Origin of the sequence: Paenibacillus sp. J23TS9 (assembly GCF_018403225.1) — a bacterium.
In the GTDB taxonomy this organism is placed as follows: Bacteria; Bacillota; Bacilli; order Paenibacillales; family Paenibacillaceae; genus Paenibacillus_AQ.
Genome location: NZ_BOSG01000001.1, coordinates 2,254,720 through 2,278,068, shown reverse-complemented (window position 1 = coordinate 2,278,068; position 23,349 = coordinate 2,254,720). Strand labels below are relative to the sequence as shown.

Annotated in this window: 17 protein-coding genes; 7 read left to right on the top strand and 10 right to left on the bottom strand. The window is 46.8% G+C overall.

What is annotated here, in order from left to right:
• Positions 1 to 40 precede the first annotated feature (40 nt).
• The 5 genes from KJS65_RS10685 to map all read left to right on the top strand — a co-directional run bounded on the left by KJS65_RS10685 (position 41) and on the right by map (position 10,037).
• The gene (locus KJS65_RS10685) at positions 41 to 5,509 is read left to right on the top strand and encodes a HAMP domain-containing protein (protein ID WP_213649799.1); all 5,469 of its coding nucleotides are present in this window, start codon (positions 41 to 43) and stop codon (positions 5,507 to 5,509) included.
• A gap of 189 nt (positions 5,510 to 5,698) precedes the next feature.
• A complete protein-coding gene (gene ymzB / locus KJS65_RS10680) occupies positions 5,699 to 6,040 on the top strand; it encodes a protein YmzB (RefSeq protein WP_213649798.1) in 342 nt (113 codons plus the stop codon).
• Between the two features lie 122 nt (positions 6,041 to 6,162).
• On the top strand, positions 6,163 to 6,744 hold the full coding sequence (locus KJS65_RS10675) for a TetR/AcrR family transcriptional regulator (protein WP_213650752.1): 582 nt from the start codon (positions 6,163 to 6,165) through the stop codon (positions 6,742 to 6,744).
• 186 nt (positions 6,745 to 6,930) lie between these two features.
• Positions 6,931 to 9,198 (top strand): YhgE/Pip family protein, encoded by a 2,268-nt coding sequence (locus KJS65_RS10670; RefSeq protein WP_213649797.1) that lies wholly within the window; start codon positions 6,931 to 6,933, stop codon positions 9,196 to 9,198.
• A 92-nt stretch (positions 9,199 to 9,290) separates the two neighbouring features.
• Positions 9,291 to 10,037, top strand: a complete 747-nt coding sequence (gene map / locus KJS65_RS10665) for a type I methionyl aminopeptidase (protein ID WP_213649796.1) — start codon at positions 9,291 to 9,293, stop codon at positions 10,035 to 10,037.
• A 66-nt stretch (positions 10,038 to 10,103) separates the two neighbouring features.
• Here map and KJS65_RS10660 read toward each other — a convergent pair whose 3' ends face one another.
• The 6 genes from KJS65_RS10660 to fabV form a co-directional block, all read right to left on the bottom strand.
• Positions 10,104 to 10,304 carry a hypothetical protein gene (locus KJS65_RS10660; protein WP_244864475.1) on the bottom strand — a complete coding sequence of 67 codons (201 nt, stop codon included), beginning with the start codon at positions 10,302 to 10,304 and terminating at the stop codon, positions 10,104 to 10,106.
• A 68-nt stretch (positions 10,305 to 10,372) separates the two neighbouring features.
• Positions 10,373 to 11,518, bottom strand: coding sequence for a Ger(x)C family spore germination protein (locus KJS65_RS10655; RefSeq protein WP_213649795.1), 1,146 nt, complete (start codon positions 11,516 to 11,518; stop codon positions 10,373 to 10,375).
• Positions 11,515 to 13,002, bottom strand: coding sequence for a spore germination protein (locus KJS65_RS10650; protein WP_213649794.1), 1,488 nt, complete (start codon positions 13,000 to 13,002; stop codon positions 11,515 to 11,517). The genes KJS65_RS10655 and KJS65_RS10650 overlap by 4 nt, the downstream gene beginning before the upstream one ends.
• Positions 12,999 to 14,090, bottom strand: a complete 1,092-nt coding sequence (locus tag KJS65_RS10645) for a GerAB/ArcD/ProY family transporter (RefSeq protein ID WP_213649793.1) — start codon at positions 14,088 to 14,090, stop codon at positions 12,999 to 13,001. The genes KJS65_RS10650 and KJS65_RS10645 overlap by 4 nt, the downstream gene beginning before the upstream one ends.
• Before the next feature lie 453 nt (positions 14,091 to 14,543).
• Complete coding sequence (gene aspA, locus KJS65_RS10640; protein ID WP_213649792.1) at positions 14,544 to 15,953, bottom strand: aspartate ammonia-lyase; 1,410 nt, start codon at positions 15,951 to 15,953, stop codon at positions 14,544 to 14,546.
• 268 nt (positions 15,954 to 16,221) lie between these two features.
• A complete protein-coding gene (gene fabV / locus KJS65_RS10635) occupies positions 16,222 to 17,412 on the bottom strand; it encodes an enoyl-ACP reductase FabV (protein ID WP_213649791.1) in 1,191 nt (396 codons plus the stop codon).
• A 230-nt stretch (positions 17,413 to 17,642) separates the two neighbouring features.
• Between fabV and KJS65_RS10630 the strand changes: the two genes are divergently transcribed.
• A complete protein-coding gene (locus tag KJS65_RS10630) occupies positions 17,643 to 17,972 on the top strand; it encodes an antibiotic biosynthesis monooxygenase (protein WP_213649790.1) in 330 nt (109 codons plus the stop codon).
• Positions 17,973 to 18,116: 144 nt separating this feature from the next.
• Here KJS65_RS10630 and KJS65_RS10625 read toward each other — a convergent pair whose 3' ends face one another.
• A complete protein-coding gene (locus KJS65_RS10625) occupies positions 18,117 to 18,914 on the bottom strand; it encodes a GNAT family N-acetyltransferase (RefSeq protein ID WP_213649789.1) in 798 nt (265 codons plus the stop codon).
• A gap of 29 nt (positions 18,915 to 18,943) precedes the next feature.
• Complete coding sequence (locus KJS65_RS10620; RefSeq protein ID WP_213649788.1) at positions 18,944 to 20,101, bottom strand: MFS transporter; 1,158 nt, start codon at positions 20,099 to 20,101, stop codon at positions 18,944 to 18,946.
• Positions 20,102 to 20,304: 203 nt separating this feature from the next.
• Here KJS65_RS10620 and KJS65_RS10615 point away from each other — a divergent pair, with 203 nt between their 5' ends.
• The gene (locus KJS65_RS10615; RefSeq protein ID WP_213649787.1) at positions 20,305 to 21,072 is read left to right on the top strand and encodes an exodeoxyribonuclease III; all 768 of its coding nucleotides are present in this window, start codon (positions 20,305 to 20,307) and stop codon (positions 21,070 to 21,072) included.
• 75 nt (positions 21,073 to 21,147) lie between these two features.
• On the opposite strand, the gene KJS65_RS10610 is transcribed toward KJS65_RS10615, so the two are convergent.
• Both KJS65_RS10610 and KJS65_RS10605 read right to left on the bottom strand, forming a co-directional pair.
• The gene (locus KJS65_RS10610) at positions 21,148 to 22,389 is read right to left on the bottom strand and encodes an aminopeptidase (protein ID WP_213649786.1); all 1,242 of its coding nucleotides are present in this window, start codon (positions 22,387 to 22,389) and stop codon (positions 21,148 to 21,150) included.
• Positions 22,390 to 22,505: 116 nt separating this feature from the next.
• The gene (locus tag KJS65_RS10605) at positions 22,506 to 23,327 is read right to left on the bottom strand and encodes a carbohydrate ABC transporter permease (protein WP_213649785.1); all 822 of its coding nucleotides are present in this window, start codon (positions 23,325 to 23,327) and stop codon (positions 22,506 to 22,508) included.
• Positions 23,328 to 23,349 lie beyond the last annotated feature (22 nt).

The following is a 23,349-nucleotide window of genomic DNA, read 5'->3' as shown; positions in this document are numbered from 1 at the left end:
ATGACATGCTGAAAATTAATGTCGGGAGAGGATAATGACCATGTCGGACGAAAAATCCAATCGGGATTCGCAGAGTGATCAGGTACATACCGGAGAATTACTGAATGCACTCATGGCTTTGAAAAAGGGCGATTTTTCATATCGAATGCCCTATGACCAAACAGGGATTGCCGGCAAAGTTGCAGATACATTCAATGAAATTATGGAAATGCAGGAGAACCTGGTAAACGAAATACAAACCGTATCCAAAGTGGTAGGCAAAGAAGGTAAGCTTACTCGCCGGTTCTCACATAAAAATACAGGCGGTTCATGGCAGCAATCCGTCGAATCATTAAACGGCCTTATTACAGATCTAATTCAGCCTACCAGTGAAATGGTAAGAGTTATCAATGCTGTTGCGCAGGGTGATTTATCACAGACGGTCGAGCTTGAATTTGAGGGGAGACCGCTGACTGGAGAGTATAAAAAATCAGCCAACAACATCAATAAAATGGTTAACCAGCTCAGTAATTTCGCCTCAGAAGTTACTCGTGTAGCACGGGAAGTAGGTACAGAGGGCATTCTCGGCGGCCAGGCCGATGTTAAGGGTGTCTCGGGTACATGGAAGGATTTGACAGAAAGCGTCAATAACATGGCGGCGAATTTAACAAATCAGGTCCGCAGTATTGCACAGGTAACCACAGCCGTGGCGAAAGGGGATCTGACCAAACAGATTACGGTTAATGCCAGCGGCGAGATTCTGGAGCTCAAGAACACGATCAACACGATGGTGGATCAGCTGTCCACATTTGCTTCTGAAGTGACGCGTATGGCCAGAGAAGTTGGTACGGAAGGCAAGCTCGGCGGTCAAGCGAATGTTAGAGGCGTCTCTGGCACATGGAAAGACTTGACCGACAGCGTCAATGACATGGCCTCTAATCTTACGGATCAGGTGCGGAATATTGCTGTCGTTACAACAGCCGTGGCGAACGGGGATTTATCGAAAAAAATAACCGCTGATGTACAGGGCGAGCTGCTCGAGCTCAAAAACACGATCAACACGATGGTGGATCAGCTGAGCAATTTTGCATCCGAAGTAACCCGGGTTGCGCAGGAGGTTTCTGCAGAAGGGAAGCTCGGGGGTCAGGCGGATGTTAAAGGGGTATCAGGAACCTGGAAGTTCCTTACAGACAGTGTGAATATTATGGCGGGCACCCTGACCGATCAGGTCCGCAATATCGCGGAAGTAACGACAGCCGTGGCGAAAGGCGATTTATCGAAGCATATTACGGTAGACGCCAAGGGCGAGATCTTAGAGATGAAGAACACCATTAATACGATGGTGGATCAGCTGAGTACGTTTGCCTCTGAAGTGACGCGCGTGGCGCGGGAGGTTGGCACACTGGGCATGCTCGGCGGGCAGGCGCAGGTTAAAGGAGTCGCTGGTACATGGCGTGATCTGACGGAGAGCGTCAATTACATGGCTTCGAATCTAACGAATCAGGTGCGGAATATTGCAGTCGTAACGACGGCTGTCGCGAATGGCGATTTGTCCAAAAAAATTACAGCCGATGTACAAGGCGAAATTCTGGAACTTAAGATTACCATCAATACAATGGTGGACCAGCTCAGTACATTTGCATCCGAGGTTACGCGGGTAGCGCATGAAGTCGGTACCGAGGGCAAGCTGGGAGGACAAGCGCAGGTTAAAGGCGTCGGAGGAACCTGGAAGGATCTGACGGAAGGCGTTAATAACATGGCCCGCAACCTGACGGATCAGGTGCGGAATATCGCAGATGTGACGACAGCTGTAGCCAAGGGCGATCTATCCAAAAAGATTACCGTTGACGTTAAGGGTGAGCTCCTTGAGCTGAAGAACACGATGAATACCATGGTGGATCAGCTCAGCATGTTTGCTTCCGAAGTGACACGTGTTGCACGCGAGGTGGGCACAGAAGGAAAACTTGGCGCACAAGCAGATGTAAAGGATGTGTCCGGTACTTGGAAGGATCTTACCGATACCGTTAATAATATGACTCGTAATCTGACCATTCAGATGAGAAATATTGCCGGAGTAACGACGGCCGTAGCCAACGGAGATTTGTCCAAGAAAATTACGGTTGAAGTGAGAGGCGAGCTGTTGGAGCTGAAAAATACCGTTAACACCATGGTGGATCAGCTGAATTCCTTTGCGTCCGAAGTTATCCGTGTGGCCCGCGAGGTAGGAACGGACGGTAAGCTCGGAGGACAAGCCCAGGTGCTCGGAGTAGCGGGGATCTGGAAGGACTTAACCGATAACGTAAACGGAATGGCGAACAATCTGACCGATCAGGTGCGCGGCATTGCGAAAGTCGTCACCGCGGTGGCGAATGGTAACCTGAAGCAGAACCTTACGGTCGAGGCGAAGGGTGAGATTGCCGAACTTGCGGATACGATGAACAATATGATCGAGACACTGGCGACGTTCGCAGAGCAGGTGACAACCGTATCCAGGGAGGTTGGTGCGGAAGGCAAGCTGGGCGGACAGGCAAGCGTACCTGGTGCCGCGGGTACATGGCGCGATCTGACCGATAATGTTAACTACATGGCGAGTACGCTAACCACGCAGGTCCGGGCTATTACGAACGTCGCCACGGCAGTTACGAATGGTGATTTGTCGCGTACTATTGATGTGGCAGCGGCAGGCGAAGTGGCTTCTCTGAAAGATAATGTGAATGAAATGATCCGTAATCTAAAAGAAACCACACGGATCAATACAGATCAGGATTGGCTGAAAACCAATCTGGCGAAGTTCTCCCGTCTGCTTCAAGGACAGAGGGATCTAAATGCAATTACCCGTATGATATTAAGCGAGCTGGCACCGCTTGTTTCCATGCAGCATGGCGTATTCTACATCAATGAGCCAGTGAATGGCGAGCCAGTATTGACGTTATTTGCAAGTTACGCCTACCAGAACCGGAAGCATCTCTCGAACCGTTTCCGGGCAGGAGAGGGACTTGTCGGACAATGCTTGATTGAGAAGCAGCGGATATTGTTATCCAATGTGCCTAATGATTACGTCGTTATATCATCAGGACTGGGTGAAGCCGTACCTCTCAATATTGTGCTGCTGCCAATTGTGTTCGAAGAGCAGGTGCTGGGTGTACTCGAGCTTGCCTCCTTCCGGGCTTTCAATGATATTGATTTGGCATTCCTTGACCAGTTGACGGAATCCATTGGTATTGTGGTGAACACAATGCAGGCCAACCGCCGGACCGAAGAGCTGCTGAAGCAATCGCAGTCTTTAACGGAAGAGCTTCAGAAACAGCAGTTGGAGCTGCAGCACACGAATGATGAGCTTGAAGACAAGGCCAAGATGCTTGTGATTCAAAAGGCTGAGGTGGAGAGCAAAAATAACGAAGTGGAGATCGCCAAGAAATTCCTGGAAGAAAAGGCTGAGCAGCTGGCCTTGACCTCAAGATATAAATCCGAGTTTTTGGCGAACATGTCGCATGAGCTTAGAACGCCGCTGAATTCCCTGCTTCTGCTTGCTGAACAGCTGGCAGATAATCCGGATGCCAATTTGACGGATCACCAGGTTAAATTCGCCAAGACGATTCAAGACTCCGGCATTGAGCTTCTGAATCTGATTAATGACATATTGGATTTGTCTAAAATCGAATCGGGTACCGTATCTCCGGATTACAGCGAGATTTCCATGCAGACATTGATGGATGGTCTGGACCGCTCGTTCCGCCACATGGTTGATGACAGCCGACTTGAATTTGGCATCAAGATTGATAAAAATGTGCCCGAAGTAATCGTAACGGATCAGAAGAGACTGCAGCAGATTCTTAAAAACCTTCTCTCCAATGCTTTTAAATTTACGGAAGAAGGCCAGATTCAGGTACATTTGCGGACGGCCGACGATGGTTGGAATACCGAAAATAAACTGCTTAATGAGGCTGCTGCTGTACTCTGTTTCTCGGTTAGTGACACAGGCATCGGCATTCCTGAAGAAAAGCAGCAGATTATCTTTGAAGCGTTTCAACAAGCAGACGGAAGCACGAACCGGGAATATGGCGGAACAGGACTTGGTCTTGCCATATCCCGGGAAATTGCGGCTATGCTGGGCGGAGAGCTGACACTATACAGTGTTGTTGGCAAAGGCAGCATCTTCAATTTGTATTTGCCTATCGATACTGAGGTACCGCTGAAAGAAGAGCCTGTCAAGTATGTTCCTGAAGTCATTGATGTGACGCCGCCGGAACAGAAGCTCTCCTTTACGCGGAAGAGTGACCATATTAACGATGATCGTGATCGGATTGAACCGGGTGACAGAGTGTTTTTAATTGTCGAGGATGATATCAAATTCAATGAGATTTTGCTTGATATTCTCCACAAAAGAAATATTAAGGCGGTCATTACGACCAAAGGCTCAAATGCGCTTGAACTGGCGCGCAAGTACAACCCTCTGGCGATTACGCTGGATCTGCGGCTCGGAGATATGGATGGGTGGATGGTTATCGAGCATTTGAAAAACGATATCCATATCCGTCATATTCCGGTTTGTGTCATCACCGTAGAAGAAGATGAGATCGAGCTGATGCAAAAAGGGGTATACGATTATATTTGCAAGCCTGTAACGAATGAAGAGCTTGAAAATACGCTTGATAAGCTGAACCACTTCGCGGATCAAACGGTTCACCGGCTCCTGATTGCGATGGCGGATGAAGGGCGCCGCAATGAATCCATGGAGCTGATTGGCAGCACGGATGTAGAAATCTCTGCTGTGAATTCTGCAGAGGAAGTTCTTGCGGAGCTGAAGCAAAATGATTATGACTGTGTTTTGGTGGATAATGATCTGAAGGATATGGATGTTCTGCATCTGATCCGGGAGATGATCCGCATGCCTAAGAACAAGCATGTACCAATCGTCTTGAACCGCAGCTGCAAGTGGAGCCATTCGGAGGAGGATGAGCTGGAGGAACTGAAGAAATCAGCCGTTCTCAAAGAAGTCAAAACTGCTGTTCAAATGTTGGATGAGACAAGTATATTCCTGCACCGCCAGTCTGAGAATCTCTCGGAGGAATCACGTGCCATCATCATGAAGCTGTATCAGTCCGATGATATGATCAAATTCAAGAAAGTTCTTGTTGTCGATGATGACATCCGAAATGTGTTCGCGCTGACGACCATTCTCGAGCGCCATAATATGATGGTCATTCCGGCTGAGAACGGATATGAGGCAATCAGGCTGCTGGAAGAAACAGCGGATATTGAGATTGTGCTGATGGACATCATGATGCCGGTGATGGATGGATACGAGACCACACGGGCAATTCGTGAAAAACCGGAGTTCAAGGATCTTCCGATCATCGCATTGACGGCAAAGGCGATGAAAGGGGATCGTGAGGAATGTCTGGAAGCAGGAGCCTCCGACTATATTACCAAACCGGTAAACAGTGCGCAGCTGCTGTCCATGATTCGCAGCTGGCTTGGAACAGAACCGGAACCGGGAGAACCGCGAGCCGGTTCTGAAACGGATTAAGATTTCGGCTATTAGAGTTAAAGAGGTACGCTTGGCGGCAGCAGCCGAACGAAGCGTACCTCTTTTTTGTCGACCGATTCCGTACTTTCTTGGCCCCTTTTCAGTTTCTGTAAATGTTTTGCGTATAGCCATAATGGTTAGACTCATAATAGGCAAGTTATAACGACAAAAACAATGGAAGAAGGGTTTATGATGAGTGAGAAACTGAATTCGGTAAGGGAATGGCTGGAAAAGCATGTGCAGGAAACGATCCTGATCCGCAAGGAGGAGCAGGAAGATCTGGATGAGACCAAGGTGAAAATTGAAGGGGTTGAATATAAGGAGAGCGTCCCTACGATTGATGACTATGCCGAGGGAAGTTCACTGATATTGCATGGTCCTGGCAGTGTTTTGAATGAGCAGGGTGAAATTCCTCTGCCGCAAAATACATTCCAGATTTACGTGGACGGATTGTCCGAATGTGATGTTGAAGAGGAGCGTCTGACCATCGAAACGGACCGGGCTAAGTATCTTATTTCTGTAATATCATAATTTTAATATATTAAAACTTTGTCATATGGGTGAGAACGTGGTAAAGTAGGAAATGACCTTATGACTGAATTTGATTTGTAGTCATGCATACGAAGCATGGTGTTAGATGGGAGGGGAAAAGCATAGGAACGGTGGATCGTAGAAAACAGGTGCTCGAAGCAGCTTCGAGATCATTTGCTTTGTTTGGCTACAAAGCGACGACGATGGAGCAGGTGGCCAAAATCGCGAATGTGGGAAAAGGAACCATTTATACGTTTTTTGATACCAAGGAACAGCTTTTTGATGAAATATTGCGTGGTGTCATATCTGAAATGAAAACCATCATCCAGCGGGAAGTTGATCATAATAAAACGTTTTTTGATAATCTGTTCCGCGTATTGGACTCTCTCCTGGAATTCCGAAGCGAGCACGAACTCCTCATGAAGCTGTCCCAGGAAGTCCGGGACTTTGGTACACCTCAATCTCAGGAAGCGATGAATCAGGTAGAAAGCGTCATTCTGACATATATCGAAAAAGAGATCCGGCATGCCATTGCACAGCGTGAGCTGCGTGATTGTGATCCATGCATCGTTTCTTTTTTAATGTTTAAAATGTACGTTGCATTGACATCTGAATGGAATAAGAATCACGAACCCCTGACAAAAGATCAGATCAAAGAGCATATTCGCCTCTTTTTGGAGGATGGTCTCGCTGTTCACTCTTAAAACCGCATGGCATGAGACTCAACATAACGAAGAAACCGCCAAACCAATCGATTATATGCGAAAAGCTTCGAACGGCTAAAACTTTCGAAGCTGCTTTCGTTTGCGTATGTATGACCAAATGAAGAAATCAGTCAGAGATATTTAGAGAGATTCTAACAACTTTAAAAAAGGGGGACTATCACTTACATGAATGCAATATCCGTGTTTTTCAAAGATCTAGGAGCGGCATTGAAAAACCCGAAAGTGCTGATCCCCGTGATCGCCGTTATGTTCATTCCGATTATGTACAGCGGTGTTTATCTGGCAGCCTTTTGGGATCCATACGGTCATTTGGACCGTTTGCCTGTAGCTGTAGTTAACAAGGACAGCGGTGCCGAGTTTAAAGGCAAAGAGCTGCATATTGGTTCGGATTTGGTTGATGAGCTGAAGAAGAACAAAGATTTCGGTTGGGAATTTGTTAGCGAGCTGGATGCGGAAAAAGGAATTAAGGACAACCGCTATTATATGAAAATTACGATTCCTGAAAACTTCTCCAGTGAAGCAACAACGCTGATGGATGATCAACCTCATCCTGCAACGATTCAATATGAGCCTAACGGCGATTACAACTTTATCGCTTCCCAAATCGGGAATACTGCAATCAAGGATATTAAAGCAAAAGTGTCCGCAAAAGTGACAGAATCCTATACGGAGAGCCTGCTGGACAATTTCGAAGACGTATCCAGCGGTCTCGCCGATGCGGGCGAAGGTGCTGGTAAAATTCATAACGGCAGCAGTGATCTGGATGAAGGTGCCGTTAAACTGAAAGAGAACCTGAATAAGCTGGCTGAAGGTACACTGGAAGCGAAAGACGGTATGGCACCGCTCGCAAAAGGTGCGGGCGACCTGAGCAAAGGTGCGGGTCAACTGACCCAAGGCTCTAGCCAATTGGCAAGCGGACTGGAACAATTGAATGCAGCTGAAGGTAAGCTGATCAGTGGTGCACAGCAGGCTCAGCAGGGTGGACAGCAGCTTTACACTGGACTCCAAGGTTCGCTGGGTGGAGCCAAGAAGCTGAATGCGGGTCTGCAAAGCTCAGAGCAGGGGGCAAGCAAGCTGGAAGCTGGTTTAAAATCCTCCGAGCAGGGCAGCGCGGATCTCTCCTCCGGATTGCAATCTTCGCTTGATGGTACGACAAAGGTCTCTGAAGGAGCGAAGGGAGTTGCTGACGGTCTTCAGCAGTTTGCCAAATCGAGTCCTGAGCTCGCGGATAATCCGCAATTTCAGAAGCTGATCGCAGCCAGTCAGGCTGTAGCTGAAGGAAGTGCCAAGGTTGCAGCTGGCCAGCAGAAGCTATCCGAGGGCGCAGAGTCCTTGCATGGAGCGCAGAAGCAGCTGCTTGACGGTGCGACTGAGCTGCATAGCGGTCAACAGCAGCTGCTTGAAGGCAGTGGGCAGCTGGTTCAGGGACAAGAGCAGCTGGTTCAAGGCGCATCGAAGCTGAATGAAGGACAGTCCACATTGACAGCAGGACTGACAACGTTTGGCGAGAAGCTGAATGAAGCTGCAGGCGGAAGCAAAGCGCTGGTCACAGGCTCGCAGCAGCTCTTGAATGGTACATCCCGGTTGTCTGGCGGAGTCAGCAAGCTGTCAGGTGGCTTGACCACTTTAGCTGATGGCTCGCAAAAGCTGAATACGGGTGCGAGTGATCTCGAGAAGGGAATCACGAAGCTGGATGACGGTTCGAAAGAGCTGCAAACCAAACTGAGCGATGCGGCAGATAAAACCTCTGAACTGAAAAAGACAGACGCATTGGTTAAGATGTTTGCTAAACCGGTTGATTCCGAAGAGAATGAATCCCGTAAGATTCCAAACTACGGTACCGGTCTCACACCTTATTTCATGTCTTTGGGATTGTTCGTCGGAGCGTTGATTTCGACGCTGGTCATCTCGCTGAAGGGAACAACGGTAGAGGGCGCTTCCGGATTCAGCCGGTTCGTCAGCCGTGCTCTTTCTTTCGCAGGAATGAGCTTGTTCCAATCACTCATGGCTGCAGCTATCATTTTGTTTGGACTTGGGCTTAAGGTACAAAGCGTACCCTTATTCTTCCTCTTCACCTTCATCACAAGTTTGACATTTATGTTTATTGTGCAGGCCGTCGTAACCTGGCTTGATATGCCTGGACGATTCCTTATTATTATTTTGCTTATACTGCAGCTGACCACCAGTGCGGGCACGTTCCCGCTGGAGCTGATCCCGGATTGGCTGAAACCTCTTAATCCTTGGCTGCCGATGTCGCATAGCGTACTTGGTTATAAAGCGATTATTTCAAGCGGTGATTTCGATCTCGCGTGGAGACAGGCAGGCATTTTGGGTATTGATGCGGTGATCTTCCTTGCACTTACATTGGTATACTTTGTATGGCGTGGTCGTCCGAAGAAACAGGCGGTTCAAACTCCGGCTGAAGCAGTATAAAGGGAAATTGTAGTCCTGATCCTTAAGCCGGATCAGGACTTTTTCCGAATATCAGGGTATAATAGAGAGATCAGACAGGAATGAGGGATTAGATGATTACAATTAAGTCAAGATCACAGATTGATCACATGAAAGAAGCGGGGGCTATTCTTGCAGCATGCCATCGCGAAATTAAAAAGCTGATTGTTCCTGGAATTACAACTATAGAAATCGATCGTTTCGCTGAACAGTTCATTCGTAAAAACGGAGCCACACCAGAACAAAAGGGATATAACGGATTTCCTTTTGCCACTTGTACATCGGTGAACGATGTTATTTGTCATGGCTTCCCAGGGAAAACAGCTCTCAAGGACGGGGACATTGTTACCGTGGATATGGTTGTTAACCTGAACGGTTGGCTGGCTGACTCTGCGTGGTCTTATACCGTCGGGAATGTTTCCGAGCAAGCTCAACATCTTCTGGATGTCACGAAAGAGTCATTGTATAAAGGGATTGAGATGGCTGTGATCGGTAACCGGATTGGAGATATTTCTCATGCGATTCAGGTATATGCCGAATCTGAAGGCTTCTCGGTTGTACGTGAATTTATTGGGCACGGAATCGGCAAGGATATGCATGAAGAGCCGCAGGTTCCGCACTATGGACCGCCGAATGTTGGACCACGCCTGAAGGAAGGCATGGTCATTACGATAGAGCCTATGCTGAATACAGGAACTTACCGTAGTAAAATGGACAGTGACGGATGGACTGCCAGAACGATGGACGGCGGACTTTCTGCACAATACGAGCATACGCTTGCGATTACGGCGAATGGTCCCGAGATTTTGACAGCACAGTAATAACAAAATAAATCGAAAAAAGAGAGGCTCATCATGCAGCCTCTCTTTTTTCATGCCGCTTACAAATTAATTCAGCGAAACAGCCACGAACGCAATTATCGCGCCTATAATGGTTACTGCATAAATCGATGTAAGCTTGGCGATGTTGTTTTTGGTTTTCTTTTCATAATTGGGATTTTTCTTTTTGTTTTCTGCTGAAAAGCCAACCAAAAACGTCGTGATCAACGCTAAAATGGCTACCCCTATTACAAGACCATACATCAACATACATGATCACCTTCCTTAAGGCAGTGACGATCAAGCAAATCACTTCTATTTTACCATGGGATAGGTGTCTATTGCACTCTCTGTTTGTATTTCCCCGAGCTGTCAATCTTCACTCTCACATCAATCGATTTAATGGAGTCTTTTTCGAGGATAAACGGTCTCGAACGATGAAGCTCATGCCATTTCTTCGGATATTTACGGTAGAACTTTTCGTCCAGCAAAAATACGTCGGCCTTTTTTTGCAGACCACTTTTATAGCTTCTCTTAATTTCGTTTTCGACAGCTATGCTCGCCATCTTCTCCATGGTTTTTTGCGGAGTGTCTTTGATCAGCTCATCGATGTATGCATTGATGGACACGCGGATCTTATATCGGACCTTGTTCTTTTCCATGACAGGCTTGATATACAAATGCGGCTTTACCAGAATTAGCGAGGCTATAGGTCGCCCCTGATCCGGAATATTGATGGGGGATCGCTCCAACTGGCGTTGAATCCAGCGCGTGCCCTTGAGTTCATCTTCAGTCAAATGTCCGCGGTATTCCTTGTTTTGAAAAAAATAAGCACCATTGATCTGGAACATGGGACGATGCTCTGTATCCTCAAACCAGCTTTTGCTCTCAATCTCCAGCGAAGGAATCATGGCAAGTCCGCTGGGCTCGTTCATCTGTGCAATGATCTTGAATCCATATACCGGCAGAATAAAGGATCTTTGCGAATAAATTTGCTGCGGTGAATCCATGACGGTTTCCAATGGGGAAAGGTTCAGGATTGATTTTTGGGTTAATACATCTTTCAAAGGCTCTTTCGTTCCGTACATTAATATATTGTAGCGAATTTCACGGTAGCGGTTCAGCATTTCATAAATTTCCATCATGCCATGCTTCATGGTACTCTCCGTTAAAACCACAGACTTCATATGCCCCCAAAATACTCTTAGCTGGGAGGTTGAATACATGGTAGTCAGTGATTCTGTTACGGTTCGCCCTTCTCCTGTTCCGACCCATATGGGTACCGGTTTTCCAACTTCTGCATTTTCCGTTTTGGCTACGTTGGTAAAATTTAATATCTGAGCATAGCTCTTGAATTTACCGTCTTCATAATCAATGCCGAGAGTAGTTACATAAGCCATATTCTGTATATCTTTGGAGTTCCAGCAGCCAGGGACCAGCATCAGTAAAACCAGGCAAATACAAATTTGTCCTATTTTTCTCATGTTGGATTCTCTCCTTGATGATCGGAATCAACCGTATCCAGAAAAGTTGGTTTATTACGCATCAGCTTCCAGGGAGCACGCAAAATGGATTTAAGGACATCCTTTGGCATTATCGGAGATATTGGTGCCAGATAAGGGATTCCAAAAGTCCGAAGTCTTGCCATGTATGCCAAAAGAAGAATCAATCCGAGGATCATGCCATACATACCGAGAATGGAGGATACAAAAAACAGCCCGAACCGGATGACGCTCACTACGGCGCTTAAAGTTTGATTCACTAAGGTGGCTCCCATAACTGCAGTAATGGCTCCTACAACGACGGAGGAGGGGGAGACCAAGCCTGCACGTATGGCTGCATCACCTATAATTAAACCTCCGATAACCGTCAAGGTTTGACCGATGGAACTCGGAAGCCTGACACCTGCTTCCCGGAATATTTCCAGGAGAAGCAGCAGCAAGAATAATTCCATCTGGCCGGATAGAGGGAGACCTAGCCTGGCAGTGGATATCGTCGCCATAAGCCGAAAAGGAATCTGATCCTGATGAAATGCCGCCAAGGCCACCCAGAAAGAAGGTAATAGAATCGACAATATCAGGCTTAAGCCGCGGATGAGTCTCACAAAGGAGACATAAATATAATTGAAGTGAACATCCTCGGGGGATTTCATCAGTAGTGCAAGCGAACCCGGGCCGATCAAGACCATCGGGTTGCCATCAATAACGATAACGAACCGGCCGCTTAACAAACAGGTGATGACGTAATCCGGACGGCCCGTAAAATCAAGAAGCGGAAAGAGCGAATACTTTGAATCGGATAATAATTCTTCCAGCTGATTGATGGTATAAAGCCCGTCAATATCGATCTTCGAAAGACGTTTACGCACCTCTTCAAGGACTTTTGGAGAGATCATATCATCGAAATACATTAAGCCCACTTTGGTTCTTGTGCGCCTTCCCATAATTGACTCTTCACAGCAAAGAGAATTGCTTCGGATACGTTTGCGAATCAGCGCGACATTTGTAACGTAATCTTCCGTAAAACCGTCCTTCGGACCCTTAATGGATATCTCTACCGTCGACTCTTCAGGTGCGCGTTTGGGAACGTTACTGATATCCATCGAATACAACTCATTCGTGTGGGGAAAGAACAGCACGAGTCCTCCTTGAAAGACGGTATCCTCTAATGCTTGAGACGATACAGGCTCTTCTAATAACACCAAGGGGAGCCGACCATAAAGCTCGTTATTCTGCCGAATACGATATCCCGTCTGCTGATACAATTTCTCCAGCTCAGGGAGAACAACGAGGCTAATCTGGTTAGAATCAGCTAGCCCACTTGCATAGGCCAGTACTACATCCGAAGAGACTGAATTTTGTTCCATCCGGTAATTCCGGATGATTACATCTGAGCTTTTGGAAAACACGGTTTTTATTTTTTGTAATGTCCATATATCATGATTGGAATTCGATCCGGTTGAGGTCATGCGGCCCCCTCCTTATTTTTTTGGGGTAAAAATGAGACGCCGAGCCATATCAAAGAAAGGAATAAGCTTGTAAACACCGTAATGGGAAAATAATAATTGTACATCGTTTGATAGTATGCATTCTGACTTATAGGAAACATGGCAATCAGAATATAACTGAACGTGACCGCGAGAATAAAGCGATTCGCCATGACCCTGTTTTTGAAGGGAAGCATCTCGACGAGCAAAAATTGGGACAGACTGATTCGTACAGAAGCACCTGCAAGCCACTGATATACAGAGAGAAAATCAACATGCTCTATGTATTCTCCGATTTTGACGAGTCTCCATTGTTCATAAGGAGATTCCATTTGCTTCGCAGCTTCCTCAGGACCGAATTCTGTGATTCCACCAACGATCGGGCCCAGGGTAATAAAGGAAATAATCAAGCCATAGACGACAAGCTGCCATGGTTTTACTTTTGATTCGATCCGGTGCTGCATCATCAATATAACGAGAATCTCAACAAAACCTCCACCGACGTACAGCATCCCATGAATCGGAGGGACGATGCCATGCTCTAACAATGGTGTCAGCATACTGTAATTTTTCTCCGACGAATTGGCTACACTGACAAAAAAACCTAAAATGACAACAACCGGTAGTAAAATTCCTGCCCCGATGGCGATCGATTTAATGCCAAGCTTCGCCATATAAAAGCATACAAGCGCCAGTGTTCCGATTAAAACAACCTTGGGAGTCGCCGGAAGATAGTTGCTAATCGTCCAGCTAGAGGTATGGTACAGCGTGATGCCTCCGATCAGGTAGAGATGAAGAAGCATCGGGGCAACTAATATCCAGGAAATCACCGGATTTGTACGTTCCGCTAACCATGGCTGGAGTTTTTTTTGTCCGCTTCTTTTCATGAATAGGGCAAGCATCAAGGTCCATGGAACAAGGAGGACCGTAGTGAATATAACTGAGATCCAGGCATCTCTCCCTGAGGCATCCAGTACCATGGGATTTATGACAACATGGCTGGTCAGACCGTTCATCAGCATAAGAAGCATGCAAATCTGGGGTTTGCTGACCTTGGTTATATTTTGCATGGGAGTTCAATCACCCGCTCTATAGAATGTTTGTTGGCATCTTTTGTATTCTGCCATTTTTCATCCAGAAATATGTAAGAGATAGGAAACGGAATGGGGAATGGAAGAAGAAGCGAGAAATAAGGACAAGGCGGAATCCACCGGGTACACGAACGCAGATCAATCGATAGTCAACTTGAACAACAGCTGCCTGCTTTCGGATCATTTCACATTCTGAAGCAACGAAACAAACTGTTATAAAAAAACACCATGTGAAAAATTCATAATAGTAAATGAAAATGAACCCTGTTACTGATCCCTGCCATCATCATAACCACGTATCTACATTTTGAAAAAGAGAGTCCAAAACGAAAATAGCAAAAAATCAAGATATACAAATTAGTTTTTTTGAAAATTTAAACAAGAAAAAGGCAGGGCTGCTTGATAACAGCACTGCCTAACTCGCTCAATATCTTATTCCTTATTCAGGAGCTCTTCTCCGGCGATACCCGGGTTAGTCATTTGATAAGGATCAAGGATGAGGTTAAGTTCTTCTTCGGTCAATACATTGTACAGAAGGCATAACTCGCGCACGGGTTTGCCGGTAGTAATGGCTTCACGGGCAATGCGTGAAACGACTTCGTAACCCAGATGCGGATTAAGCGCAGTAATGATGCCGACACTGTTCTCAACGTATTCCCGGCAGCGTTCTACATTAGCCTGAATGCCCACTATGCAATGCTCGCGGAATACACGGAATCCGTTATTCATAATCTCCAGGGATTGCAGCAAGTTATACACGAGCACAGGCTCCATGACATTCAGCTCCAGCTGTCCCGCCTCAGAAGCCAGGCAGATCGTGTTGTCATTTCCGATGACCTGGAACGCGATCTGGTTAATAACCTCGCACATTACCGGATTGACTTTACCCGGCATAATCGAAGAGCCAGGTTGTCTTGAAGGCAGCGTCAGCTCGCCAAGTCCTGCTCTCGGACCTGATGCCATAAGACGGATATCGTTTGCCACCTTGGACATATTCATCATGCAAATTTTCAGTGCGGCGGATACTTCGGTATAGGCGTCCGTATTTTGCGTCGCGTCCACAAGATGATCTGCCGGCTTGATTGGGAAGCCGCTAAGTTCAGCCAGGACTTCAGCTACATGCTCGATATACCGGATGTCTGCATTAAGTCCTGTTCCGACAGCTGTGGCCCCCATATTAATGTGAAGCAGGTTGTTTTTGGTCGCACGAAGACGCTGAATATCTCGATCCAGTACACGCGCATACGCTTGAAATTCTTGCCCCAAACGGATGGGAACGGCATCCTGAAGATGAGTACGTCCCATTTTAATCACAGAATCGAATTCTTCGGCTTTATCTTGGAAAGCTTGACGCAGGTCGATCATGGTTGCGAGCAGCTTTTCGATCATCGTTAGTGTAGCCAGGTGAACCGCCGACGGGAAAGAATCATTCGTCGATTGTGCCATATTGACATGATTATTCGGGCTGATATCGGCGTAACTGCCTTTTTCTTTGCCAATCAGCTCAAGGGCACGGTTCGCAATTACTTCATTGGTGTTCATATTAATAGACGTGCCTGCACCGCCTTGGATCGGATCGACAATGAATTGATCCAGCCATTTGCCATTGATGATCTCATCGGCGGCTTGCACGATCGCATCGCCTTTGGAGGGGAGCAGCCGTTTAATCTCCATATTAGCGATGGCGGCACCCTTTTTAACCATGGCCATGGCCCGGATCAATTCTGGATGAATCCTTTGACCGGTAATCGGGAAATTTTCCGCTGCACGCATCGTTTGAATTCCGTAGTAAGCTTCTGCGGGTACTTCTTTGGTGCCGAGAAAGTCTTTTTCTAATCTCATGAATACATTCCTCCGAGTTTTGTGAACTGGAAATTAAGAGTCAGATGAGAACGCTTTATTATATCGGACCCGCTACCATTATACGGGTTAATAATAGGAACTGCTAGTCCTATGTCATTAGAGAATGAAAAAAAGGCGGAATTGTCCACCGGTGAAATACAGTTGTACCGTTGAGAGCGATTAACCATGTAAAAGAGTACCCTGAATAAGGGGGAATAATACAAAAAGAGGCCCTCCGCGGAAGCGGAGTACCTCTTTTGCGTGGTTATTAAATGGAGTTAAGAACCTTTACATCCGGATTCAGATCCGCTTCGTAATCCACACCCTCGGTCTCAAAACCGAAGAGCTGGAAGAACTCGCGCCGGTATCCTTCAAGATCCGTCAGTTCATAGATATTGTCTGAGGTAACGCTGTCCCATAGCTTAACCACTTCAGCCTGCACATCATCACGGAGCTCCCAATCATCAATGCGGATTCGTCCAGACTCGTCTACAGGCGTTTCTCCGTCAGTATACAGACGTTCAGTGAACAAACGGTAGGTTTGCTCGATGCAGCCTTCGTGAATGCCTTTTTCCTTCATGATTTTATAGAGGGAAGAAATGTAAAGGGGCACGACCGGTATGGCAGAGCTGGATTGCGTCACTAATCCTTTGCTTACGACAACATAAGCCCGTCCGCCGGTAGATCTTAAAAGCTCGTTCATTTTCAGAGCGGTTGCTTCAAGATGGTCCTTTGCCCGGCCAATAGATCCTTCACGGTATATCGCTTGGGTGATTTCAGATCCTATGTAAGAATAAGAGATGGTCGTAACATTTTCCGAGAGAACCTCTGCACCGCGCAGTGCTTGGATCCAGTCTTCCCAGTCATCTCCGCCCATAACGGCAACCGTGTCATGGATTTCTTTTTCTGTAGCTGGCTCCAGCGTGATCTCGGTTACCTCGCCTGTATGAAAATTGACCGTCTTGTTCGTGTATGAATTCCCAATAGGCTTGAGGACAGAGTTATACACTTCGCCAGTTTCGGCATCGGTTTTGCGGGCAGAAGCTACGCTATAGATGACCAGATCTACTTTGCCGAGTTCTTCCTTAATCAGTTTGATGGTTTTTTCCTTTGTTTCCTTGGAGAATGCGTCACCTGTTACGCTGAAGGATTTAAGACCGGCTTCCTGAGCAGCGAGTTCAAACGCCGCAGAATTGTACCAACCAGCTGATGCTGTGCGTTTTTCAGAGCCGCTGCTTGGGCGATAGACGCCAACGGTGTTGGCATGCGCTCCGAAAGCCGCAGTTATTCTTGCTGCAAGCCCATATCCTGTGGAGGCGCCGATAACCAGCACGTTTTTCGGACCCTGAATCTCAGGCTTGGACTGCACATAGTCAATTTGTTCCTGAACCTGTGCGGCGCATCCTGCAGGATGCGAGGTGGTGCAGATGAATCCGCGTGTTCTCGGTTTAATAATCATATTTTACATTTCCTCTCTTCCAATAAAAGAATACATCATGAGACTAAAAGGAATACTCCTTCCTATTGTATCAATTTTTTGAGAAACGACAAACCTACAGGAGAATTGTTCTTGATAAATAACATGGTTAGCGTGCGCACATTTGACATTGATAATCATTATCAATTAAAATGAATAGGAATAAGTGAACTGATTGCTCACATCATACATATAGAAGGAGGCGGCTGGGAATGTTTATTCAGCTCCGAAAAATAGTGGTCGTGACAGGAAACGCCGATCAGGTGGTAGCAAGATTTAGCAAGGAGAGTCCCTTGAACAGTATGGAAGGATTAATCGATAAAACGGTTATGGTCTCCAAAATCAGCAGGGAAGAAGAGGAAGTTGTCGTTATGATCCGCTGGGAATCACGTGATGCCTGGAAGAACTGGGAGAAGAGCGACGCGCATTTGCAGGGACATCGTGATAAAAAAGGGCAAGAGCCTCCAGCATATATAATCAGCACGAAGGTAAGTATGTATGAAGTCCAAAGCGTTACTCAAGGGAAAGCTTTTTCAAATTAACTTTCCTTAAATTAACGCAGCAATGGAAGATCCCAGGCATGAGCACTCATGTAATTTCAGATTCTTTTATTTGTTATTGTATATCTTGAATATGTAAAAGAAAAACGGCGCTAACCCGTTCAATTCCGGTTAACGCCGTTTATATTACTTAGATTCATTCCCGTGAATTTCACGGATACTTCTGCCACTGGTAAAAGCATGTACAGTTCTCAGCCGGTCTATGGTCTGAAAACCGTATTTTTGATAGATCTTTTCTACGGATTCATTGATCGGAAAGACCCACAGTTTCTGGTGTCCATGTTCCATAGCTTCTTTCTGGATAAATCGGATGAGTTCACCAACCAAACCCTTTCCGCGATATGCTTCCCGTGTTGCCACGCTTTCTATTCTGGCCTGATTGTGATGTCTCATCAAGCATGCCGTTGAAGCGGGAATTCCATCATGCCTCAGCAGATAATGGGTGAAGGAGGGATGATTAAACTGCGTCATAAACGTCTTTTCGACGACTTCTCTGCCGCCGAACTCCTTGATGCCGCATTCGATATCCAGTGCATCCTGAACATTCGCTTGTGTCACAGTCTCTATGGTATTTCCCGTACCCAGTGACATGTCGGACAACTGCCTGTTCCATAGCTGCACGGGACTGATCAGTTCCTCCTGCTGAAAAAGGTTGTCGGTGAGCACGCGGATAAGCTCCTGCTGCAGCTCCAGGTTGTAAATATAGAATCTGGGTACAATCCCTCGGGATTTATAAAAGGAAACGACCTCATCGATGATCTGCTGCGGATGTTCGCTTGCTTCACTAATATGGGCATGATTTGCATCATAATAATTGGCCTGCTGTTCATTGAAGTACAGGGATCCCCATGATCTTTGAATGCGGGTCGAAAAAGTTTCGAGATAAGCAGCGTCTAGCTCCAAGATCTCTTGGAATAAATCCATAACGTAAACACCCCCTGGTGATATGAAGGTTAAGCGGCCTCCCCCGACTTCTTTCTTCCATACACGCGATATAAGACAAATCCGAAGAGCATTCCGATAAACGACATAACGGAAATGGTCAGATACATCGTTTTACCCCCAAAGGCTTGGTACAGAGCACCCCCGGCGAAGGAAGCCAAAATACCGGAAACACCGAAGAACAGCAATGCGAGTACGGTTTGTCCAGTGGCTCTCCATTCCACGGGAACGATGCTGTACAGATACTGGATCGCGGCTGTGTAGAACACCGGGAACGTCAAAATCTGCAGAAGCTGTATATATGCCATCCAGTTCGGATCGGTTATCCACGCGGAAATGAAGAAGCGGATAAAATAGAACGCGCCGGCAATGGAAATGATCGCGAGCTCCTTATTTTTGCGAAGCCACCAGAAGCTTAAGGAAAAGACCAGAATCTCGCTTCCCGCTGCCAGAAACCATGCCAATCCCAGGAGATCCGGCTTGCCTCCCAAATCTTTAATGTACAAGCCCAGATACGTATCGTTCATTCTCGCAGGAACGGAACTGATAAAGACCAGAACGAGAAACAGCAGCGTTTCTTTGTTGCGCAGGAAGTTCTTGAGGCTGTTCATGGTTACCGGTTTGCCCGAGACCGGTGCGTCAGGCATCAAAAAAGTCACAATTAGGCTGATAATGCCAAGTCCGGCAAAGGTGTATCCCAGACTGTGCGCACCATAATTTGTCATCAGATACCCTGCGAGCAGAGACATGACCGCATAACCCAAAGCACCGAATGTCCGAAGTGAGCCGTAGCTGATCCCGGCGGATTCCGCTACGCGGAAGTTCAGGCTTTCCGTCAACGGATCGATTGGCATCAGGAAGAAATACGTCAGCATGACAAATACGATATTCAAGGCATAGTTGCTTGTGCTGTACAACAAATAACCGGTAACGGTAGTACATATTACAAGGATGATGAGTACTTTGCGGATCGTCCGCGTCCGGTCACTGATCATACCCCATAGTGGTTGGGCAATCAGGGTTATAAAACCGCCGATCCCGATGATCATGCCGATTTGCGTCTCGTTCAGACCCTGTTCGCTGAAATATAGAGGCAGGAACGGAATGAACATCGAGAGAAGCGCAAAGAAAAGAAAATTAAAAGATTTTACGGTTACAGAAGATCTCATTGATTGTTCATATCCTTCTCTCCAAGATGAATGAAAACAGCAGCCTTGCTATTTTACCATAGGAACGGATGTTATGGTGCGTCAGAGGAAAGACAAAGCATCAACTATTTTCAGCGGATCATGGCCGTTTAATTGAGATGTGGATTTTATGGTACACTATGAAAAGAAATTCATAGAACCTTAAAAGCAAGGAGATCGGAACAATGAAATTGGTATCTTGGAATGTGAACGGCCTTAGAGCCTGTGTAAATAAAGGATTTAACGATTATTTCAAAGAAATGGATGCAGATATATTTTGCGTGCAGGAGACGAAGCTTCAAGATGGGCAAATTTGCCTGGATTATGGCGAGGAATATGCCCAGTATTGGAACTATGCACAGAAAAAAGGATATTCCGGTACAGCGGTCTTTACCAGATTGAAGCCTCTATCGGTCTACTATGGAATGGAAGAAAATGAGGAAGCGGAAGGCCGTCTGGTCACACTGGAATTTGATCACTTTTATCTGGTGAATGTCTATACTCCCAATGCCAGAAGAGATCTGTCGCGGCTGGAACTCAGAATGGAATGGGAAGAACGCTTCCGCAGCTATGTCACGCAGCTGGATGCCAAGAAGCCGGTGATTATTTGCGGTGATCTGAACGTGGCCCATCAGGAAATTGACCTGAAGAATTGGAAGTCTAACGTGGGTAACTCCGGTTTCACCCATGAGGAGCGCGGTAAAATGACGGAGCTTCTGGGTGCGGGATTTGTGGACTCATTCAGACATTTCTATCCGGAGCGGAATGATGCATTTAGCTGGTGGTCGTTTATGCCGAAGGTAAGAGAACGGAATGTCGGATGGCGTATCGATTATTTTCTTGTTTCGCAGCGGCTCGTGCCTGCACTAACCGATGCCCGGATTGACTCGCAGACGATGGGCAGTGACCATTGTCCGGTAATTTTGGAGCTGGATGAAGCAAAGCTGGTTTAATTTTGAAGCAAGCGACAAAAAGGACTGCTCTCACAGCCATTTGCTGTAGGAACAGTCCTTTGTTATTCTGGTCTATCAGATCATTGAAGCCCAGATCCCATTCCGGAACACCGGTTCAATGGTGCCATCCGGCAGTTCACCGTCAATCTCTAGCTCCGGGGAGCCAACCATGAAGTCGACATGGGTCAGGCTGACGTTGGCACCGCGTGCCAGCAGGTCTGCCTTGCTAAGCTTGGTTCCACCTTCGATGTTTACCGGATAGGAACTGCCGAGGGCAAAGTGACAGGAAGCATTTTCGTCAATGCCAGTATTGAAGAATACCCGCTTCATTCGGGAAATTGGCGAGTCAAAAGGCACGAGGGCCATTTCACCGAGATACGATGCTCCTTCATCCGTCTCAAGCAGCGAAGTCAAATGCTCGCGTCCGGAGGCTGCGTCATATTCAATGACTTTACCTTCCTTGAATGTCAGCTTGATACCTTCCACCAGCCGTCCATTCAGATTAAGAGGAAGCGTGCTTGTAACGGTACCATTCACACCGCTGCGATGTGGCATCGTGTAGATTTCCTCCGTTGGCATGTTAGCGACAAAATAGTTGCCTTCTTCGTTATGATCACCGCCGCCAAGCCATAGATAGCCTTCCGGCATTTCGACATGCAGATCGGTTCCAGGAGCGCGGTAGTGCAAAGCCTTGTAGCGTTTGTTGTTCATGAACTCCTGCTTCTGCTTAAGTGTTTGAATATGGTCCTGCCATGCGGCAACCGGATCATTATCCTCCGTTACCCGGTTCATCTGGAACACAGCCTCCCACATGGCCGGAACCCGCTGCTCTTCCGGAAGATCAGCAAATACCTTGTCTGCCCAGGCTTTCGTTGGGGCTTTGATAAGCGACCAAGTCACTTTATTGCTGCGTACATAAGCTTGATACTTCTCACGAGCGACCGCAGCAGCTTTGACCGCAGTGGATACTTTTGAAGAATCAATACCGCGGAATAGCTCCGGATCCGGCACTTTGATATGTAATACCGCACCGCCGCCTTCAGCTAACTGTTCCATGGTGTCCGCTTGCCATTTTGGATAGTATCCAAATGAGTCGTCAGGAGCCTTTTCATAGCGGATTCGCGTTATTTTTTCATCATCCCAATCCACCTGTACGAATTTGGCACCGGCTTCATAGGCTTTGGACACAACATGGCGCGTGAAATCTGCAGTTTCCAGTGGCGATTGTACAAGCAGTACCTGCCCCGGCTGAATGTTCACGCCTACTTTAATAACCAGTTCAGCGTATTTTTCTAGCATGTGATTGAAATCTTTCATTGCGATTTGTCCTCCGGTTTCTTTTGAAATCTCTTGAAGAATATAGAACCTGATTTTCTATTCAATTATAACCTGAAATGAAAATCGGTGCTTTTGGAGTTACCGAGAACAACATATCAGCTTTTGATCGCACCAGCAGCGATGTCTGAAATGAACTGCTTGCTGACAAACAGAAACATTATAATGAGCGGGATAACGGCCAACAGCGTGCCTGCAATCACGAGAGCGTAATCCGTTGTATAAATGCCATTCAGTGAAGCAAGGGCAACCTGCAGTGTGAATTTCCGTTCATCATTGAGTATGATCAGCGGCCACAGATAGTCATTCCATGCCCCGATAAAAGTAAATGCTCCAAGGAAGGATAAAGCAGGTCTCAGGATCGGCAGCGAAATGTTCCAGTACAACCGGAAAAATCCACAGCCGTCCATTTTGCCGGCGTCAAGCAGTTCGGACGGAACGGATTCTTCAGCGTACTGCCTGATCCAAAATATGCCGAACGCGTTTGCCATGCCGGGTATAATCAGCGCCTTGAACGATCCCACCCATCCGAATTTGGCCATGATGACAAAAGAAGGAACCAGGGAGAGCTGGGCGGGTGCCATCATGGTAGCCAGAAGAAGAACGAAAAGCCACTTTTTGCCGGGGAATGTAAATTTGGCGAAAGTATAGCCTGCCAGCGAATCAAAAAACAATACCAGAATCGTAATTGCAGAAGCAACAAACAACGTGTTGAACAGGGTCCGGAAAAAGTTGATGCTCTCGAACACCCGGGAAATATTATCGAACAAATGTGTCCCAAACCATAATTTGGGCGGAAAGCTGTAAATTTCAGGCGTGGTGCGTGTTGCCATGACGGCAAGCCAATAAAAAGGAAAGATGGATACAATGAGTCCCGCGATCAGTCCCGCGTATAGTAAAACGTTTTTGCTTCGTACCATACGAATCCCTCCCGATATGTAT

Excerpts from the sequence above, each read along its gene's own strand:
- KJS65_RS10630 (WP_213649790.1), top strand. The coding sequence starts at position 17,643 with ATGTTTATTCAGCTCCGAAAAATAGTGGTCGTGACAGGAAACGCCGAT.
- KJS65_RS10670 (WP_213649797.1), top strand. The coding sequence starts at position 6,931 with ATGAATGCAATATCCGTGTTTTTCAAAGATCTAGGAGCGGCATTGAAA.
- fabV (WP_213649791.1), bottom strand. The coding sequence starts at position 17,412 with ATGATTATTAAACCGAGAACACGCGGATTCATCTGCACCACCTCGCAT.
- KJS65_RS10655 (WP_213649795.1), bottom strand. The coding sequence starts at position 11,518 with ATGAGAAAAATAGGACAAATTTGTATTTGCCTGGTTTTACTGATGCTG.
- KJS65_RS10650 (WP_213649794.1), bottom strand. The coding sequence starts at position 13,002 with ATGACCTCAACCGGATCGAATTCCAATCATGATATATGGACATTACAA.
- ymzB (WP_213649798.1), top strand. The coding sequence starts at position 5,699 with ATGATGAGTGAGAAACTGAATTCGGTAAGGGAATGGCTGGAAAAGCAT.
- KJS65_RS10645 (WP_213649793.1), bottom strand. The coding sequence starts at position 14,090 with ATGCAAAATATAACCAAGGTCAGCAAACCCCAGATTTGCATGCTTCTT.
- KJS65_RS10660 (WP_244864475.1), bottom strand. The coding sequence starts at position 10,304 with ATGTTGATGTATGGTCTTGTAATAGGGGTAGCCATTTTAGCGTTGATC.
- KJS65_RS10615 (WP_213649787.1), top strand. The coding sequence starts at position 20,305 with ATGAAATTGGTATCTTGGAATGTGAACGGCCTTAGAGCCTGTGTAAAT.
- map (WP_213649796.1), top strand. The coding sequence starts at position 9,291 with ATGATTACAATTAAGTCAAGATCACAGATTGATCACATGAAAGAAGCG.
- KJS65_RS10625 (WP_213649789.1), bottom strand. The coding sequence starts at position 18,914 with ATGGATTTATTCCAAGAGATCTTGGAGCTAGACGCTGCTTATCTCGAA.
- KJS65_RS10685 (WP_213649799.1), top strand. The coding sequence starts at position 41 with ATGTCGGACGAAAAATCCAATCGGGATTCGCAGAGTGATCAGGTACAT.
- KJS65_RS10610 (WP_213649786.1), bottom strand. The coding sequence starts at position 22,389 with ATGAAAGATTTCAATCACATGCTAGAAAAATACGCTGAACTGGTTATT.
- KJS65_RS10605 (WP_213649785.1), bottom strand. The coding sequence starts at position 23,327 with ATGGTACGAAGCAAAAACGTTTTACTATACGCGGGACTGATCGCGGGA.
- KJS65_RS10620 (WP_213649788.1), bottom strand. The coding sequence starts at position 20,101 with ATGAGATCTTCTGTAACCGTAAAATCTTTTAATTTTCTTTTCTTTGCG.
- aspA (WP_213649792.1), bottom strand. The coding sequence starts at position 15,953 with ATGAGATTAGAAAAAGACTTTCTCGGCACCAAAGAAGTACCCGCAGAA.